Source organism: Planktothricoides raciborskii GIHE-MW2 (assembly GCF_040564635.1).
Classification (GTDB): Bacteria; Cyanobacteriota; Cyanobacteriia; order Cyanobacteriales; family Laspinemataceae; genus Planktothricoides; species Planktothricoides raciborskii.
In genome coordinates this window covers 3,270,094-3,287,753 of sequence record NZ_CP159837.1, presented here as the reverse complement: position 1 = coordinate 3,287,753, position 17,660 = coordinate 3,270,094, and the positions used below count along the sequence as shown (strand labels likewise).

At 43.8% G+C, this 17,660-nt stretch carries 19 protein-coding genes; 6 read left to right on the top strand and 13 right to left on the bottom strand.

Annotation, left to right across the window (positions count from 1 at the left end; genetic code table 11):
* The first annotated feature begins 318 nt into the window (after window positions 1-318).
* The 4 genes from ABWT76_RS13955 to ABWT76_RS13940 all read left to right on the top strand — a co-directional run bounded on the left by ABWT76_RS13955 (window position 319) and on the right by ABWT76_RS13940 (window position 2,170).
* A complete protein-coding gene (locus ABWT76_RS13955; RefSeq protein ID WP_354636277.1) occupies window positions 319-960 on the top strand; it encodes a hypothetical protein in 642 nt (213 codons plus the stop codon).
* A 275-nt stretch (window positions 961-1,235) separates the two neighbouring features.
* The gene (locus tag ABWT76_RS13950; protein ID WP_354636276.1) at window positions 1,236-1,436 is read left to right on the top strand and encodes a hypothetical protein; all 201 of its coding nucleotides are present in this window, start codon (window positions 1,236-1,238) and stop codon (window positions 1,434-1,436) included.
* An 85-nt stretch (window positions 1,437-1,521) separates the two neighbouring features.
* Window positions 1,522-1,698, top strand: coding sequence for a hypothetical protein (locus ABWT76_RS13945; protein WP_242049842.1), 177 nt, complete (start codon window positions 1,522-1,524; stop codon window positions 1,696-1,698).
* 283 nt (window positions 1,699-1,981) lie between these two features.
* Window positions 1,982-2,170, top strand: a complete 189-nt coding sequence (locus ABWT76_RS13940) for a hypothetical protein (protein ID WP_054465033.1) — start codon at window positions 1,982-1,984, stop codon at window positions 2,168-2,170.
* Here the strand turns inward: ABWT76_RS13940 and cheB are convergent.
* From cheB to ABWT76_RS13885, 11 genes are all read right to left on the bottom strand, one after another.
* Window positions 2,153-3,223: a chemotaxis-specific protein-glutamate methyltransferase CheB gene (cheB, locus tag ABWT76_RS13935; protein WP_054465034.1), complete on the bottom strand. Its 1,071-nt coding sequence runs from the start codon at window positions 3,221-3,223 to the stop codon at window positions 2,153-2,155. The two genes, ABWT76_RS13940 and cheB, sit on opposite strands and share 18 nt — an antisense overlap.
* Window positions 3,224-3,431: 208 nt before the next feature.
* On the bottom strand, window positions 3,432-4,370 hold the full coding sequence (locus tag ABWT76_RS13930; protein WP_054465035.1) for an NAD(+) kinase: 939 nt from the start codon (window positions 4,368-4,370) through the stop codon (window positions 3,432-3,434).
* Window positions 4,371-4,746: 376 nt separating this feature from the next.
* Window positions 4,747-5,352, bottom strand: coding sequence for a DUF4276 family protein (locus tag ABWT76_RS13925; protein WP_199317287.1), 606 nt, complete (start codon window positions 5,350-5,352; stop codon window positions 4,747-4,749).
* The gene (locus tag ABWT76_RS13920) at window positions 5,346-6,569 is read right to left on the bottom strand and encodes an AAA family ATPase (RefSeq protein WP_054465037.1); all 1,224 of its coding nucleotides are present in this window, start codon (window positions 6,567-6,569) and stop codon (window positions 5,346-5,348) included. Before ABWT76_RS13920 ends, ABWT76_RS13925 begins: the two co-directional genes overlap by 7 nt.
* Before the next feature lie 197 nt (window positions 6,570-6,766).
* A complete protein-coding gene (nuoK, locus tag ABWT76_RS13915; protein WP_054465038.1) occupies window positions 6,767-7,078 on the bottom strand; it encodes an NADH-quinone oxidoreductase subunit NuoK in 312 nt (103 codons plus the stop codon).
* Window positions 7,079-7,236: 158 nt separating this feature from the next.
* Complete coding sequence (locus ABWT76_RS13910; protein WP_054465039.1) at window positions 7,237-7,854, bottom strand: NADH-quinone oxidoreductase subunit J; 618 nt, start codon at window positions 7,852-7,854, stop codon at window positions 7,237-7,239.
* A gap of 98 nt (window positions 7,855-7,952) precedes the next feature.
* Window positions 7,953-8,537 carry an NAD(P)H-quinone oxidoreductase subunit I gene (ndhI, locus tag ABWT76_RS13905; RefSeq protein WP_054465040.1) on the bottom strand — a complete coding sequence of 195 codons (585 nt, stop codon included), beginning with the start codon at window positions 8,535-8,537 and terminating at the stop codon, window positions 7,953-7,955.
* Window positions 8,538-8,708: 171 nt separating this feature from the next.
* On the bottom strand, window positions 8,709-9,827 hold the full coding sequence (nuoH, locus tag ABWT76_RS13900) for an NADH-quinone oxidoreductase subunit NuoH (protein ID WP_054465041.1): 1,119 nt from the start codon (window positions 9,825-9,827) through the stop codon (window positions 8,709-8,711).
* Window positions 9,828-10,171: 344 nt separating this feature from the next.
* Window positions 10,172-10,852 (bottom strand): DevA family ABC transporter ATP-binding protein, encoded by a 681-nt coding sequence (locus tag ABWT76_RS13895; protein WP_190877727.1) that lies wholly within the window; start codon window positions 10,850-10,852, stop codon window positions 10,172-10,174.
* A gap of 366 nt (window positions 10,853-11,218) precedes the next feature.
* Window positions 11,219-12,073, bottom strand: a complete 855-nt coding sequence (locus ABWT76_RS13890; RefSeq protein ID WP_054465043.1) for a hypothetical protein — start codon at window positions 12,071-12,073, stop codon at window positions 11,219-11,221.
* Between the two features lie 123 nt (window positions 12,074-12,196).
* Window positions 12,197-12,634: a hypothetical protein gene (locus ABWT76_RS13885; protein WP_190877729.1), complete on the bottom strand. Its 438-nt coding sequence runs from the start codon at window positions 12,632-12,634 to the stop codon at window positions 12,197-12,199.
* 170 nt (window positions 12,635-12,804) lie between these two features.
* Between ABWT76_RS13885 and ABWT76_RS13880 the strand changes: the two genes are divergently transcribed.
* Window positions 12,805-14,268: a glycoside hydrolase family 13 protein gene (locus ABWT76_RS13880; RefSeq protein WP_190877731.1), complete on the top strand. Its 1,464-nt coding sequence runs from the start codon at window positions 12,805-12,807 to the stop codon at window positions 14,266-14,268.
* A gap of 193 nt (window positions 14,269-14,461) precedes the next feature.
* Here the strand turns inward: ABWT76_RS13880 and ABWT76_RS13875 are convergent, their stop codons facing one another.
* Entirely contained in the window at window positions 14,462-15,442 is a 981-nt protein-coding gene (locus ABWT76_RS13875) for an ABC transporter ATP-binding protein (protein WP_190877741.1), read from the bottom strand.
* A 205-nt stretch (window positions 15,443-15,647) separates the two neighbouring features.
* Here ABWT76_RS13875 and ABWT76_RS13870 point away from each other — a divergent pair, with 205 nt between their 5' ends.
* Window positions 15,648-15,800, top strand: a complete 153-nt coding sequence (locus tag ABWT76_RS13870; protein WP_190877733.1) for a hypothetical protein — start codon at window positions 15,648-15,650, stop codon at window positions 15,798-15,800.
* An 84-nt stretch (window positions 15,801-15,884) separates the two neighbouring features.
* On the opposite strand, the gene ABWT76_RS13865 is transcribed toward ABWT76_RS13870, so the two are convergent.
* The gene (locus ABWT76_RS13865) at window positions 15,885-17,585 is read right to left on the bottom strand and encodes a YcjF family protein (RefSeq protein WP_082348749.1); all 1,701 of its coding nucleotides are present in this window, start codon (window positions 17,583-17,585) and stop codon (window positions 15,885-15,887) included.
* Between the last annotated feature and the right edge of the window lie 75 nt (window positions 17,586-17,660).

Here is a 17,660-nt window from a genome sequence, read left to right as displayed (position 1 = left end):
TGTGTAAATTTTTTTATCAATTACAGCAGTTTTCAGATTGGTCAACCACAAATATCTATAGGGGCACGATCTTGACCGCAGGAGAAACCGGGTTTCTGGTTTTATACCGGGGCGACCACTGCCGGAACCTACAAGAAACCCGGTTTCTGAAAACAGAGATTTAATGCCGAAAAGATCGCGCCCCTACTCCAAATATCTATGGTCTATGCAACAGAATACCGCTGTGAAAGTCTATTCACAGCGATCGGGATAATGCCCAGCAATATATCCTTTGTTTCCTTTGTGTCTCTGTGGTGAATTATTACCCGCTAAAAAATTATGGATTACCAACAAATTAACCAAGCGATTTTTCTGTTAAAAACAGCGGCCTACCATTTAGAAAATATGGTGCAGTCAACGCCACCAGACCGGGCAAAAAACCAAACCGTTGCAGAAACAATGGAAACGGTAAAACAAGCTTTATCCGCTATGTCTGCGGCGATTAATCCCCCCTTGATGACTGATGTTCCCCAGGAGTTACTCAGTCAAGCGGCAGCGTTAGGAATTCCTTTAGATGATTTGGAAGTTCGGGTGGCAATTTCTTCCCATCATCCCAGTCAATTGGCGGGTGTTTTACAAGAAATTGACCAGCGGGCAGGGGAGATTAAACGGCGTCGTGCTTATTTTTTAGTCCGCATTTCTGAAATGCCCATTGAACCTTTAGGGCCGAGGGTGCCCGTGGTGACGGCGGCAGATTTTCAATGGCCACAAGAACCCATTTCTCAGGAATTTATCGATCGCATTAAAGTTAAATACGGGATTGATAAGTTAATGGAAAAACAACGGCAATCGCCCAATTCTTTGTTTGAGAAGATAAAACAGGCAAAAGCAGCATTAGAACCTTCATTATTTTTTGCTAGTAAAGATTTTGATGCAGATATTGATGAATATTTTGATGAAGATGAGGAATTGCCTTTTTGATATAATTAATATTATACTAATTTCAAAGATTATTGCTACCATTTCGAGGTTAATTTGGGCGCCAGCATTGCGCCCAAAGAAGCAAATCAACATATATTGTAGGGGCGCAATGCTGGCGCCAGCATTGCGCCCCTGATGTTTTGTCTCAAACGCAATTTAAATGACTATACATGGCGCAATCTTGGCTTAAATAGTTGTTGTCCAAAAAAAGGTTCGCAAAATTGCGTCAAATCGATCGCTAAATGCTAAAATATAGGAAAATTACGGTCACAGAGATGACCAAATTCCAAGAAATTCAAGCAGCAATTCAGTCTCTTTCCTCTGATGAATTCACTTATTTGAGAAATTGGATGATCGAGTTAGACTGGGAAGAGTGGGATCGACAAATTGAAAAAGATTCGGCTTCAGGAAAACTAGATTTTTTAGTTAATGAGGCGTTAGCAGCAAAAGCCCAAGACGAACTACAGGAACTTTAAGTGCATAAAAATACTAAAAGATTTTGGCGATGTTTTGAGGAATTGCCAGACTCGATTCAAGAACTGGCCAAAAAAAAACTTTGAATTGCTCAAACGTGACTCCAATCATCCTTCTTTACATTTTAAAAAAGTAGGAAAATTTTGGTCGGCTAGAATTGGCATAAATTATCGTTTTTTAGCTTTAAAAGATGGCGAAGATTTTATTTGGGTATGGATTGGAACCCATGATGAATATGAAGAAATTTTAAACCGAGAAGGGTAAATATGAAGAGTATCAAACATAGCCATTAAATCGCTGATAGTATCCCACGGGGCATTCATGCGATCGCCTATCTGAGTCATCAAGCAACCGGGTTTCTCTGATGGGTTGGTGCATTTTCCCCAAGATAGCCATAACAACCCGGTTTCTGGACAATTTAAAAGAGGATAAAGCGATCGCATACCTAGCAATAATAAAAATTAACTTAAAAACCTGCTTTCTGACTTCCCGGCAAGACTATAATATTTTGCAATACTTCTCTACCTAGCAAACCATAGGCATTGCCATGAACAAAAGCCAGGAAATTAAAAGCATTATCGCCCAACGTCAACCGCTGGCCCAAAAGCTTGGAGATATCGAGAGTCGCTTATCGTCCCTGTATGGTTTGATTCAGAGTTTGGCACAAGAACGCGATCGCCGAACCGAGGGGATAGTAATTGGCACTAATCAGCGGAGATTAAGTTTGCTGATGTAATTTCACTTGATGGAGAATTGCTGTAGCCATCAGAGATAGAGGAACGCTCAAATCACTTAAGCCATTTTCTTCCACCACCGCAGGCATTCCATAGACCACACAAGTGGACTCATGTTCAGTAAAAATTAAGCCCCCTTGGGATTTAATCATGGCCGCCCCGAGGTGGCCATCAGAACCCATTCCCGTCATTACCACCCCTAAAACGCGATCGCCAAATATTTGGGCTGCGGATTCAAACATCACATCCACACTGGGACGATGGATAGTTTCCAGGGGTAGAAAACTCAAGCGAGTCGCCACTTGAGCATCCGCTTGCCTGGTAAACGTCATATGTTGCCCCGCACGAGCAATATAGACAATCCCCGGTCGGAGAATATCCCCATGTTTTGCTTCCACCACTTTAAGCGGTGATTGCTGATCGAGGCGCTGGGCATAAATTTCCGTGTACCCTTCGAGCATATGCATCACGATCGCAATGGGTACGGGAAAATTCTCCGGCAACTCAGGAATCATATGACTCAATGCGGCAGGACCGCCAGTGGAAATGCCAATCGCCACTAAGTTGATTGGTGCAGGTGGCTTTTTTGGAGTCATTAACAATTTTGTGGTTGGTTCTGGGGTGTTGGTTGGCGGAGGTAAAGAAGGTATAGAAATCTTAGCGGCGCTTTTCACTTTAGCAATCAACTCATCGGTCATTTGTAATAAACCCTCTGATGCCAAAGCGGTGGGTTTGTGGATAAAATCAACCGCACCCTCCGCTAATGCCGCGACGACTTGCTGGCTATTCCCCTCCGCAATACTGACAACAATCATCGGTAAAGGACGACGCGCCATTTGCTCCCTTAGAAACTCCAAACCGCTCATATACGGCATGATTAAGTCTAGAGTTACTACATCAGGGTTAAGTTGTGGGATGAGTTCGAGTGCCTCTTGTCCATCAGATGCAGTCCCGACCACTTCAATAAAAGCACTGCGGGATAACATCGCTTTGATCGTTTTCCTGACAAACGCCGAATCATCGACAACTAGGACTTTGATTAACCCAGCGATCATTTTTGACTCCGACTCTATTGAGTCTATTAATGAATAATTCGATCGCCCTCGATCATCGCACTGGATCGGCGATCGCCGTCAAGGGACTGACGCATCATTTCTATTGGTCTTAAGTCTTAAGGATTAGTCTTCGGAGCAATTAATGAATGACTCTTAAAGATAATCAACGAGATATTCGACCCCAAAGAAAGGGTTGTCCCAGGGCCAATTAATTGCGGTGATTGTTGTTATAGTAGATTCTCGCCCCTGCCCAGTGAAGTTTTTCTCGCAAAGTCCGGTAATAAGAATAATTTTCTTGGAGAATAATAAATTGAGCCTGACATTGGGCGATGCGGACTTCGACGTGCTGTCCCGGCCAAATTGAGGTGCCAAGAACCCCATCAGTCCAAAGTTTAGTGCTTAAGTCGCGATCGCCTAATGGCCAAATTTTCACCACCGAACCAGCGGGTAATACGATCGGACGACTGGAAAGACTCAAGGGACAAATCGGCGTTACGGCGATCGCCTCCATTCCCGGATGCATAATCGGGCCATTCGCTGACGCGGTGTAGCAGGTAGACCCGCTGGGGGTCGCCACAATCAGACCGTCTCCCTGATATTGATCCACGATTTCTCCATCCACTTCCATTTCCAAGGTAGAAGTGGGAATGCGATCGCCCGTTGCGGGTTTGACGCACATCTCATTCAACGCCAAAAAAGGCGGATCCTGAGTTTCCGTAGCGCTGACCGGCTTCAAACTGCGATCCAACCCATCCAAGACCCTCGCTTGCAACATCATCCGTTGCTGCACCGCATAGCGATCCGAAATCAGCCGTTGCCAAATCGTCTCAGTATCTTGAAATGTTTCAGTAGGTTCCGTCAAAAAACCCAGATGCCCGCCCACATTCACCGCCAAAATAGGGATGTGATCGTGAGACAACTGCCGTGCTGCTGCCAGTGCCGTCCCATCCCCTCCTAACACCACTGCTAAATCTATTTTTTGGGTCGAAGAAGCCAAAAATACTGGATAGGGATTATCCTTCGGGCCACTCGGTCCCATTAACACTTTACAGCCAAGGGATTCAAGCTGTCGAGCGCATTCTTCAGCGCGACGCTTACTCAGGGGATCGGCAGCTTTATGGGCAATAATAACTTGTTTAAGTTCCACGATATTTATAGAGGAGAGAGATGTTTAGAGGGGAGAGGTGAACTTTTTGGTTTTTCACAGATTTTTGAGCGAGTATTGCGGGTATTACGGATACTTATGATGAATAATTAGAAAAACCATCTCCACCCAGACTGATTGACAAATAAATTTAATTAATTCCAGAGCATCTAACCAAGATATTGATTAATAATACTATATAATACTATATAGTAAAAAGGGGTGAATTTTTCAGATTCTCAAAATGAATTGTGCCGATCCAGCGAATTAAAAGTGAATCCGGTGACTTATGGGGGCGCAGTGATGATTTGCTCAAGGGTCTTAAACAGGCGATCGCACGATGGACAAGCAGCCCTGACGCGATCGACTTTCAAAAGTTCTATTTGGGAGCGTGTTTTGTTTTACTATACTTGCCTCTTGGTGTGTCCTTAGTCGCTTGTGTGAGCCTTTTTTCCAGATTATATACTGAAACTCGATCGACAGTCTGATATTGCTCCAGACCCCGGATAATTTTATTATCCTTAAATTTCTCCCCATAGAATTGTCTTAAGGTATCAAGGTCAGCAATAAACCAAGCCTCCATCGCTTGAACCATTAATTGACAATGACTATCGTCAATCCCCTGTGAATCCCATTGATATTCTGGCCTGTCCTGGAGATATTTCCAAGGTTGGTTTATATCGGATAAAAGCCCTTCTGAATCTACCAGTAAAACATTGAATGCATCGGGGTGATCTTGGATCGCTCTGTGAAAATTATTATAAGCTTGTTTCCGCCCCCCACAGATGATTAGTTGGATTTTGATTCCGTGGTTATATGCTAGACGATCGAGGCTTTGGAAAAAAGTTCTAAACCCTGGCGCTAGTCCTGCTTGAGTTTCTTTTTTGGGCAGCTTAATTTTTCGATTTGGGGGAGGCTGAAGTTGTCTTGCGAGTGGTTCTGAATCCCCAATCCCTTCAATATAAATTCGGATTTCGCTTACCATCGGTTTCCTCCAATTTCACCGATGCGCCATAAGTCTCCGAGGCTGTAATCTTCCAGCCATTTTTTTAACCGCTGAGGATTCAAACGACGCAAATAACTCCCTTTCTGATTTTGTTCGCAGACTAAGACTGATTCGGGGACTTCACTTAAGCCAGAAATTAAAGCATCAGAATGGGTGGTCACGATCAATTGAGTTCGCTGAGAAGCCTCAATGAGCAACTCAGCTACCATCGGGAGAATATCTGGATGTAAGCCGATTTCTGGTTCTTCGATACAAACAAGAGGCGGTGGACTGGGGTGGCAAAGGATGGTCAACAAACATAGATAACGCAGGGTGCCATCGGATAGACGAGTTGCCGGAATTGGTCGGTGGCGTTGCTTTTCCCGCAGAAATACTTGCAATGTACTTGCTTCAACTCGGACAAGGATATCCGCGATCGCATCATAGAATTTTTGCAATTTTTCTATGAGTAATGGTTTGTATACTTGGAAGTCTAAATTATTTAAAACATGACCCAGGTTACTGTAATATTCTTCTAAAAAATCATTGGGTAAATCCGATGGTTGTGGCAGTCGGGGCGGCGTATATCTGCCTAGGTTCCATTCTCGATAGATGCGAATCTGAGAAAACTGATGATTTAAATAAGTCAGTTCTGGGTAATAATCTCGGTCTTTTTTCTGGGATAAAACCGATTGCTCTGGACTCAGTTCTTCCCGTTGAAGCGATCGTTTAACTCTCTGATCTTCCCTTCCCGCTTTCGCTTCAGGCTTAGTTCTGAAATTTAAGATCGGATGACCATTTTGGTATCGGTAGAAAAAATAAACATCTTCATAGTTATCATCGAATTTTTGCTCATTTTCTACCGACTCATCCACCAGTTCCAGTCTTTGACCGTTCATGGTAAAACTCATCTGATAACGCAGCGGCATCACTCCTTCCGGGTAATCAATCGTTGCCGAAATATGCGCGATCGGAAATTGTTGTTCACTCCCTCCTTTCCAAAGCCACTCGCTAACCCCTCCCCCTTCCCGAATTGGCGCCGCCAAGTTCCTAGGAGTTGCCTGCAAAAGCCCAATTGCCTGAATTAAATTCGACTTACCCGATCCATTAGAGCCAATTAAAACATTCAAGGGTTGAAGGTCAATTGTTGACTCTTCACTGCCATAAGAAAGTAAATTTTTTAATTGCAGCGTGCGGATAAACCGTTTTCCTTGCACTTCAGTCTCCTTAATTGTTGTTTTTTGGTTGTTTATTGTTGGGTAGGGATTCTTTGGGTAGGGATTTTTTGATTGTTGATTGTTGTTTGTTGGTTGTTGATTGCTGTTGCTTACCCCTTACTTCCAGAATGCCTATTCCCTAATAAATAACTGTGAACTGTTAACAGTCAAACGTCAACAGTTCACAGTCAATTTTTTTACCATTTCAACAGATTAAACTGTTCCATATCCACCGTATCCCGGTTGCGATAAATCGCCAAAATAATCGCCAAACCTACGGCAGCTTCGGCGGCAGCTACGGTAATCACAAACACCGTAAACACTTGGCCTTTAATCGTGGCTGAATCAATAAAATTAGAAAAAGCCATCAGATTAAGATTAACCGCATTGAGCAGTAACTCAATAGACATCAAAACTCGCACAGCATTACGACTTGTCACCAGACCATAAATGCCAATGCAAAATAAGGCAGCAGCCAACAATAAAAAATACTCAAGGTGAAGTTGCATGAATCCTACCAACGATAATTTCTCTGGGTTGATTGTCTGTGGGTTAATTGACCCTCTCAATTAATTTTCGATTTATTCGGTTTAAACTAATTGAGGGGAAAAGTTTCAGACATATTCCCGCACTTTGCGGGAATAACTGTCATTAATTTTATGACTTGTTATGATTTTTTCTGGCTGCTACTTAAGGCGCCAATGGATTCTTTAGCCCGCTCTGGTAAGGTGAGCACCGGGGCAACGGGAGCCGCCGGAATGTCATCCCGGTAGAAGTCTCGCCGCGCCAAAATAATTGCGCCAATCATGGCAATTAATAGTAGCAGTGAGGCTAATTCAAAGGGGAGTAAAAAGTCCGTAAAGAAATGTTTGCCGATCGCCTCTACGGTCGAAGACCCAGGGGCGATCGCGCCAGTTTTCACCGGCCAAGGAGTCGATAAAATCATCGTCCCCAGGAGGGCAAACAAACCGAAGCCTACCAACGCGGTGACTAATTGACGCAGGGCGGCATTTCCCACTTGGGCAAACTTTTCCCGCTTGTTCACCAACATAATGGCAAACAAAATCAGCACGTTCACCGAACCCACATAAATCAGCAGTTGAGCCGCTGCCACAAAATCTGCATTCAGCAGCACATAGATCCCGGCCATACTGGTAAATACAGCACCGAGCAAAAACGCGGAGTAAACAATATTAGAAAACAGCACCACTCCTAATGCTGAACCAATCATCATTAAGGCCAACAAGCCAAACGAAACTATCTGAACGCCTTCCGCTAAATTCACAGTTTTGTCCTTATATCACTTGTCAAGAAAAATCGATCGGGTCACTGTTAACGATATTCAATTATTTCAATTAACAGTGAACCATCCACCGCCAAGAATTATTTTTCCATCTTTTCCAGGAGTTCTTCTGGGCGTTTACCAGCGCGAACCGAGCCTTCCGGCAGATCGTGGGGGTCGTTGATCCCTTTGGGCAAATAGGCCAATTCTCGCAGGGGCGTCACCATTGGGTCATTAGTGACTTTATAAGGCAAACGCCCCATTGCCACGTTGTCGTAGTTCAAATCATGGCGATCGTAGGCGGCTAGTTCATATTCTTCCGTCGCCGACAGACAGTTGGTGGGGCAATATTCCACACAGTTGGCGCAAAAAATACAAACTCCGAAATCAATACTGTAGTGTTTCAGCTTTTTCTTCTTGGTTTCTTTGTTAAATTCCCAGTCCACTACCGGCAGATTAATTGGACAAACCCGCACGCAGACTTCACAAGAAATACATTTGTCAAATTCAAAGTGAATTCGTCCCCGATACCGTTCGGAAGGAATCAGTTTTTCGTAAGGATAGAGCACCGTCACTGGACGACGACGCATATGGTCAAATGTCACCGAAAGACCTTGGCCAATATATTTGGCGGCTTGAAAGGTTTCTTTGGTATAGTCGCTAACTTGTTTGAGGAACTTTAGCATAAGTGAAGGATGGCAGAGAATATCAATGTGCTTTGGATTGAAGATGAATTGATCTGATGAATCGATCGCATGATTAGATCGATCGCGCTGTTTTGGGACTGTGTTGGCAGGGAATTTTTGCGGCGATCTGGTCGTTCACCAAAACACCGATAACACCGAGTCCCAAATCCCTTAACCACCAAAAGCGAAGGGAAAAGCCAACTTCAAGGCGGCAGTTAACAGCAAATTCACCAGACCCACGGGTAACAGGAATTTCCAGCCCAGGTTCAGGAGTTGGTCAATCCGCACTCGTGGCAGAGTCCAGCGCAAGAGAATCGCCAGAAACACGAAGAAGTAAGTTTTCAGGAGCACCATTGTAATTCCCAGCACCGCTGCGATTACTTGGAACCAAGGGGTAGTTTCGCTGACCCCGATCCATTGGGCAATCAGTTCAATGGGAATGGGCAATGTCCAGCCACCGAAGTAGAGCACTGACACCAATAAGGCGGAAAGAATTAAGTTGACGTAAGAACCCACATAAAATAGACCGAATTTCATCCCCGCATATTCGGTTTGATATCCGGCCACCAGTTCTTCTTCCGCTTCCGGCAAGTCAAAAGGCAGACGTTCGCATTCAGCCAAGGCGCAAATCCAAAAAATTAGGAACCCAACGGGCTGACGCCAGACATTCCAGCCGAGAATGCCGTAACTGTTTTGTTGTTCTACGATGTCAATGGTGCTGAGGCTATTGGACATCATCACGATCGCCAATACCGCCAAAGCCAGAGGAATTTCATAGCTAATGGACTGGGCAGCCGCCCGCAGTCCACCTAACAGAGAGTATTTGTTGTTGGAGGAATAACCGGCCATCAGCAAACCGATCGGGGCGACACTAGAAAGGGCAATCCATAAGAAAATGGCGATGCTCAAGTCGCTGATGATCAGATTTTGCCCGAAGGGAACGATCAGGTAAGAGATAAATACCGGCAGCACTACCAGAATTGGGCCGAGGGTAAAGAGGATCGGATCCGCTTTCGTGGGGACGATATCTTCTTTAAAAATTAGCTTTAGCCCGTCAGCGGCGGGTTGCAATACCCCCAATGGGCCAGCGTATTCGGGACCAATTCGCTGTTGTACTGCGGCAGAGATTTTTCGTTCTAGCCAGACTGCTACCAATACCCCAACCGTGGCTACGGCTAACATTAAAAACATGGGCAGGGGGATCCAAATCACTTTGGCGACTTGGGGAGGCAGTCCTAAGTCCACCAGCAATTGTATAACGCTTCCTTGTAAGTCTATTCCTTGGTTCATGCTTGTTACTTCAAATTTATGAAGATTTTTTACGAGCGGGACTGAGTTACAGTATAACTCTCTATGGTCAGCAGAATTTGGCGATCGATTGAATAATGTAAGGTAGGGGATAAAGCCATTCCCGGATCAATCTCCACTACAAACCGATCGGGTTATCTGCGCTGTTATCTGCCCTGTTATCTGCGCGAATGGATTCATCTCCTAGAGGCCGATGTAAACAATCGGACGGATTCAGACAGGCAACAAATAGGTTGTTTTTGTTAATGTTTATGATTAAATTGATTAATGAATTGGGTGAAATTAAGTCCCAACAATTTTTGCCCTTGTCCGGTGGCTGCACTTTCTTAGTTGTTGAATAAACGTCCATCTTCTAAATGTACGATGCGATCGGCGATGTCTAAGATGCGGTCATCGTGAGTCACTAATAAGATGGTGCAGCCTTGTTTTTTAGCAAGATGCTGCATGATTTCGACTACATCCCGACCAGATTTACTGTCCAAAGCAGCGGTGGGTTCGTCCGCTAATACCAGTTGGGGATGACTGACTAATGCCCGGGCGATCGCTACTCGTTGTTTTTGCCCTCCCGATAGGTTTTCGGGATAGTAATCAATATGATCTTCTAGTCCCACTGCGGTGAGAATTCCGGCGGCTTTTTCCCGGAGATTTTCTTGAATTTCTGGGTGAAGTTCTAGGGACATTTGCACGTTTTGCCTTGCGGTTAAACAAGCGAGTAAGTTATGGGCTTGAAAAATATAGCCAATATTTCGGCGGAGTAAGACAAAATCTTTGGGTTGGGCGACAGAAAGTTCTTTACCCAATACTTTTAAGCTGCCTTCTTGGGGCGATCGCAGTCCTCCCACCAGGGTTAATAAGGTGGTTTTTCCCGAACCCGATGGCCCGGTCATTAGCACGATTTCTCCGGGAAATATTTTTAAATTAATATCAAATAAAACTTGCTTCTTTAGGCTGTTTTTGCCAAAAAAATGGTTTAAATTTTTAATGTCAATTGCAGGTTGTTTTAACATATATAATTTTAATCTCGCTGCCTAAAATAAATAATACCTCTAGATGATTGCGTTAATATAAATTAATTTACCTAAAAAATTTTTTTTATTGAATTAACCACAGAGACACAGAGGACACAAAGAGAATTAGATCGCTTATAAAGCTTATATTTACTCTTTATCTATGATGCTCTATTATTATCTATAATGCCAATAAATATATTATATTATATTTTTTTAAATAAAAATGATACATTTAATCTCTTGGTGGTAGTAGGGGCGCGGCGGCTTGCGACCTTGCGCTTGGCTACCACTTCGGTGTGCCCCTACGTGCGCCCAAATTAACCTCGTAATTGCAGGAGTAGTTTTTGATGCTTGGTATTAGTCCTAGTCTTCAATTAATTCAATAAAGTCTTGACGGGTTTGCTCGGCTTCTCGGTTGAGGTCGTAACCAAGCTGAATTGCTTGCTGTTCTCTGGATTGATTCTTGTCTAAATCTGTGACGCTGGTATCGTGGCAAATCGCCCAATACAAAGCATCAGCTTCCCTCTGGAAACCGGGCGGATAATTTCCCGGACTCAGGCGATCGATGATGTACTCGGTGCCATCGAAATTGATCGCCATCGGACGCTCCGTAGAACACAAAACCTGGGTAGGCGCCTTCATCCAAACCCATTTTCCTTCGGTTGGTTTACCCATAACCGAATGATAGACTAACACTTCTGTTTGGTAAAGTTTTTCCCCTCTGGCTTCGCGCTTTAAGCGGGTAAAGGTGTAGTAGGATTCAACGCATTCTCCCATGCGGCAATAGCTAATTAGAGGGGTGAAATTTTCCTCGGCGATCGCTGTTTCTAAAGCCTCTGTCCTCATCATTTCCGCTTCGTCTATTTGGCTTATTTCTAAATTTTTGGGCGATGCTGTTGGATTATCTAGATTATCTAGATTATCTAGATTTTTTTCTGGTTTTGTTTCTAGATTTTGAGATTCTAGATGTTTAGATGAGTCAGAATTTCCGGGGTGAGGTAATGGGCTAGGTTCTGCTGCCACCGTTAAGGACTCTGGGTTGGCGCTATCCCTGGAAAACGTTTCCGCTTGGGTGGAGGGCGAAAGGGCAGTGCAGTCAAGGGTTATGGCTAAGGCGATCGCCAAAGTCAGTCCCGTCCTTGGTCTTGAGGTAATCCCCTGACATAACCCCGTATCGAAGGGGGTGCGGTGGCTGGCCGGTTGACGAGGGAAATGCATATTAAACCTCTCTAATTTCTACTTCTCCAACGATAGCAGATGCTTAAAAGTAACCCAGTTAAAGGAAAAATATCGGCTAAAATTGAATCTTATATTAGTTTAATTTGATAAAATCTGATTTGTTTAGTAATTCTGGTTAAAACTTTTCCCCAGTCTGGCTAGTTCTTCTCCTAACTTTTCTAATAAGCTTTTCAAGTCTGACTTAATCAGTTCTGCCCCAATACCTAGAAAAGTTTGGGCAATTCCTCCAGCAATTGAGAGCAGAAAAATCAAGATTCCATAACCAAAAACTGCATCTTCATAACCGCCTAGTATTCCATGCACGTCACTCGCGGGTAGTTGGTTTCTGAATTCACTGCCACTATGACCCATCTGGATAATGTTTTCCACGAGGGGGATCGTCTCAGAAGCTTGAATCAAAGTTGAGATAATTTGCAGGACTTCCCAGGCGATCGCGATGCCAAATAATAGTAAAATTGTCCCAACAATGGTTTTAAAGAAGAACACTAATTTAACCGTTTCTGTCAGGGTATGAAAATTATCACAGTTGCGATCGTACATAATCAACCTCTTGGGTGTGGATTAAACAAATATATCCCCATCATAGCAAACCATCAATGCCGGAAAAATAAAAGCAATATTTCTTATTGAACAAGCCCCAATATCGCTTAATAATATAGTATCGTTCAATCATATCGGCCATCGCCCAGTAATATCAAATCGGAGAATATATGAAAATTCAAACCCCTGATTGGGTAAAACAAGCTGTTTTCTATCAAATTTTTCCCGATCGCTTCGCCAAAAGTGAACCACCTGCGGGAAAATTTTGCCGTCAACCGGGGGGTGGTTGGCAACCGGAACAATTAGAACCCTGGGATGCACCTCCGACCCTACAAGGATACAAAGGAGGGAATCTTTGGGGAGTAATAGAGAAATTGGATTACTTACAAGACTTAGGCATTAATGCCATTTATTTTACCCCAATTTTTCAATCCGCTTGTAATCACCGTTACCACACCCATGACTATTACCAAGTTGACCCCATATTGGGAGGGAATCAAGCATTTATGGCTTTGCTAGATGCTGCCCATCAACGGGAAATTAAGGTGGTACTGGATGGAGTATTTAATCATGCCAGTCGAGGATTTTTCTTTTTTAATGATATTTTAGAAAATGGCCCAAATTCTCCTTGGGTAGATTGGTTTTTAATAGAAAATTGGCCTATATCCGCTTACGATGGCAGTAAACTGGCGAATTATATCGGTTGGGCAAATAATCGATCGCTGCCTAAGTTTAACCACGACAATTCAGCGGTGCGAGAATATATTATGCAAATTGCCGAATATTGGATTCAACAAGGAATTGATGGCTGGCGTTTGGATGTGCCTTACTGTGTGGAAACTCCCGGATTTTGGCAGGAATTTCGCCAACGAGTGAAAGCCATAAACCCGGATGCTTATATTGTGGGAGAAGTCTGGAAAGACTCGCGACAATGGTTAGATGGCACCCAGTTTGATGGGGTTATGAATTATTTATTTACCGGACCAACGATCGCCTTTACCGCAGGCGATCGCGTCAAAATGGAACTGGTAGAACATCACGAATATTACCCCTATCCCGCTTTAGATGCCGCTGGATATGCCCAAAAAATGCAAAACCTGCTAAATTTATATCCGTGGGAAATTCAACTCACCCAATTAAACTTATTAGATAGTCACGATACCGCCAGATTGTTAACCATTTGTGGAGAAGACTTAGCTACCATAGAATTAGCCACGGTGTTATTAATGACCAGTGTCGGATCGCCGAGTATTTACTATGGGGATGAAGTGGGTTTACCGGGAGGTGATGACCCAGATTGTCGTCGGGGCTTCCCCCCAGAAAATCAATGGAATCAATCGGTCTTAAAGATGCACAAAGAGTTAATTAAGCTGCGGCGAAATTATCAGTGTTTACAGATAGGAGACTATGAAATTATCGGCAGTCAGGGAATGGTTTATGTGTTTGCCCGGACTTGCCCAGAAGAATCGATATTGGTCGCCATTAATTGCGGGATAGAATCGGCAATAAAAAGCTTTAGTATTCGCGGTGAATTTAAGCCAAATCAGCGATTATATGGGCAGGGACAAATATCTTGCCAGGACAATCAAATTAACTTGACTTTACCGCCTCGTAGCGCTATTATTTGTATATAGGTGCGTGATTTTGGATCGCGATCTAAAATCGTGATTTTGACTGGCGGAAATATCCGCCAGTCAATATCTGCTTTTTAGCAATCATTTACTGGCGGTCATGCTTCCTACCGTAATCGAACCCTAATCGGACACAAGAATAGTTTGCCCAGGGACACGGCAAGGTCGTGTCCCGAACCATCGGTTTATTGCGTAATTATTGCGTAACCGTTAACCCTTTTTCCCGAAGTTGTTGGACAAAAAACTCCTCTAATGAACCATTGGCTAAAGTGAGAGAAATCAGTTTCGCTTCCATCAGTTGTAAGCTGGCTAAAAAATCTTGGGTATTTCCTTGTAATATGCCTTGCCAAGTTTCATCTTCAAATTCTAAATTGTTGAGCCATTGTTTTAATACCTCTAAGTTACCTCCTTGGCCTTTGACTTGATAGATATCTGATGTGCCAATCAGTTCTTTAATTGTGCCAGACGCAATGATTTCTCCTCGCGCCAGAATAGCGACGCGATCGCAGATTTTTTCCACATCTGCTAAAATATGGCTATTAAAGAAAATCGTCTTTCCTTGCTTTTTCAAGGATAAAATAATTTCCCGCATTTGATATCGACCCAAAGGGTCAAGACCGGACATTGGTTCATCTAATAAGAGTAATTCCGGGTCATTAATTAAAGCTTGTGCCATGCCAATGCGTTGTAACATTCCTTTGGAATATTGACGCATTTGTTTGTTTTTAGCACTGGATTTATCCAGCCCGACTAAATCGAGTAAATCAATAATCCGATGTTCTCTAACTTCCCCAGGAATTTGAAATAAATTAGCGGCAAATTCTAAGCATTCCCAGCCCGTGAGATAATCATAAAAATAAGCATTTTCCGGTAAGTAACCGATGCGTTCTCTCACGGCGCGATCGCCCAAAGGACGCCCGAAAATAACCCCTCGTCCGCTGGTGGGTTTGACAATTCCTAAAAGAGTTTTAATTAATGTGGTTTTGCCTGCACCATTCTGCCCTAATAAACCAAAGGTTTCGCCAGGATAAATGGTTAAATTACAGTTTTTTAAGGACAGGATTTTTTGATTCATCCAAAACCCAGCCCGATAGAATTTACTCAAGTCCCAGGTTTGGACAACTGCCTCATTTTCACGGCTAATTGGTTGAGGAGATAAATCAGCTACAGATTCCATATCATAGTCTCCACCTTTGAGCTTTTTCATCACTTGATACTTCATTAGTTATTGATTATTGTTGATTTGATTATTATTTATTTGTTATTTGTTGTTTAATAATTAACATCAGCAATAACCAATAACTAATAACAAATAACATAACCCATTAGGGGGCGATTAGCCTAAAATTTTTGAGGAAAACTTTACAAAACGGAGGAAAGTTATGGATCGTTCCAAAATTGTGGCGATTGTGACTGGGGCGATTTCTTTGGTGTTAGCCGTAGCATATCTGATGTTGGTTCAATTGTTGGATTTACGGGGAGAAATGATTCCGGCGCCGATCGATCCAGGGATGATTTGGTCATTTTTCATTTAATTATCAGTTATGAGTTATGAGTTATGGGTTATGGGTTATTTGGTGATTTTTCTGACGAATAACGAGTAACTCATAACCCATAACTTACCAATCATCTCGTTGTCGCGATCGCGGCGTTTCCCAGTCGGAATAGTCTGACGGATATTCTGACGGATAGTCTGACGGGTACTCTGACGGATATTCTGACGGATAAGCTGCCTGATATCCGGGGTCTTGGGCAGCCCACTCCCCCTCAAAAGTGGGTGGCAGGGTATCGGATAAGTTAGGTAAGTTCTCTTTCAGCGGATCCACGACGCGGGCGATCGCATCTTTGACGAAACCTTGGACAAACTCATCCTTTTTGGTCAGTTCAAATTGGCGTTGAACCACTTCCATCATGCCGCCATCCCCCCAATCCTGATCGTGTCGAAAATATTCAACGAAACTTTTTCCGGCAATGCGGGTTAAATAGGCAGCGGTAATTCCTTGAATCACTTTACCCAGGATAATGGTACTTAGATTCAGTTGTAAGGCGGTGGTCAGTAAATTTAATGCGCCTTTAACAATGCCTAAACTCGCCAAAGTTTTAGCCAAGGACAAGGCCATTTCTCGACCTCGTTCCACGTTAATTTCACAATCGTAAATTTTGCCAATTTCTACGACCATTTGGGCATTGACGGCGGCTGTGGCTAACAGATCCACCACGGGGACTGGGGTGCAGGCAATCACCCCAGCGCCAATCCATTGAAACCGTTCCACAATTTTCTCCGCTTGGCGTCGTTGCTGACTATCGATCAGCTTTCGGGCTTCTTCTCCTAATTTTTGCGACTGCAACAGAATATTATCGGCGACTAAATCTTCCCCCTCAGCCCTTAAAATCACGGCCATTCGGCGAATCAGGGGCATAATATCCGGTTCCATTTCAAAACAACCGCCCCCTTCGAGTTGCACGGGTTTGGGATTCGCTGCTACTGCGACTAAATCCATTGGGGAGATATAGCCCCGCACTCGTTCTCGCAGTCGGGCGAGGATAATTTCTTGTTCCGTTTCGGTATAGAGGTCAGTTTTATTGAAGACCAAGAGCGATCGCTTGCCAATTTCCATTAAGGCTTGCAGGGATTCATATTCCGTGCGACTCAGGTCATTATCCACCACAAATAATAATAAGTCGGCTTCCGTGGCGAGTTTGCGAGCAATTTCCTCTCGTTGAGAACCAGCCACACCTGTCTCGGAAATTCCCGGTGTATCAGTAATCAGAATATCTCGTTCTAATCCTTTCAACTTGAGAGTATAGGTTTCTCCCACCTCGGTGGTGCCCATTGGCGCCTCGACCCGACCGACGATCCGCCCTAAGAGGGCATTGACCACGGAGGTTTTGCCAGCGGCGCCAGTGCCAAAGACCACCACGTGCAAATTTCCTCTGGCTAAATTGGCTTCAATTTCGCGGGTGCGACGTAACATGGCTTGGCGGGCCACTTCATCTTGAATTTGCGTCACCTGTTCTCGAATTGCCTGCAAAGTTTCCGCAGCGGCAGCAGTTTTTTGCACCGGGATTTGGCGTTTTTTAGGGCGCCTTCCCCCTTTGGTGGGTAAGGGGTATCCGGGCAGGAGTCCCATGTAATAGAGAAAGGTGGCCACTAACAGCCCCAGGAGGGCGATCGCCAGTAATACCAGCAATAACGCCAAAAATGGAGCGGTATAAGAGACCTGAATATATAGCTGGTAAAGAGAATTCACCAGCCACAGAATCAGCCCTAAAATCAGGGCCAAACCGATATAGATGGTTAACAGACGAGTGGGGCGCATGGAAATATCACCAATGTGATAGAAAGGAAAAAAGGATGCGATCGCCGCTGATAGCTAACAATTCATTATGTTTTA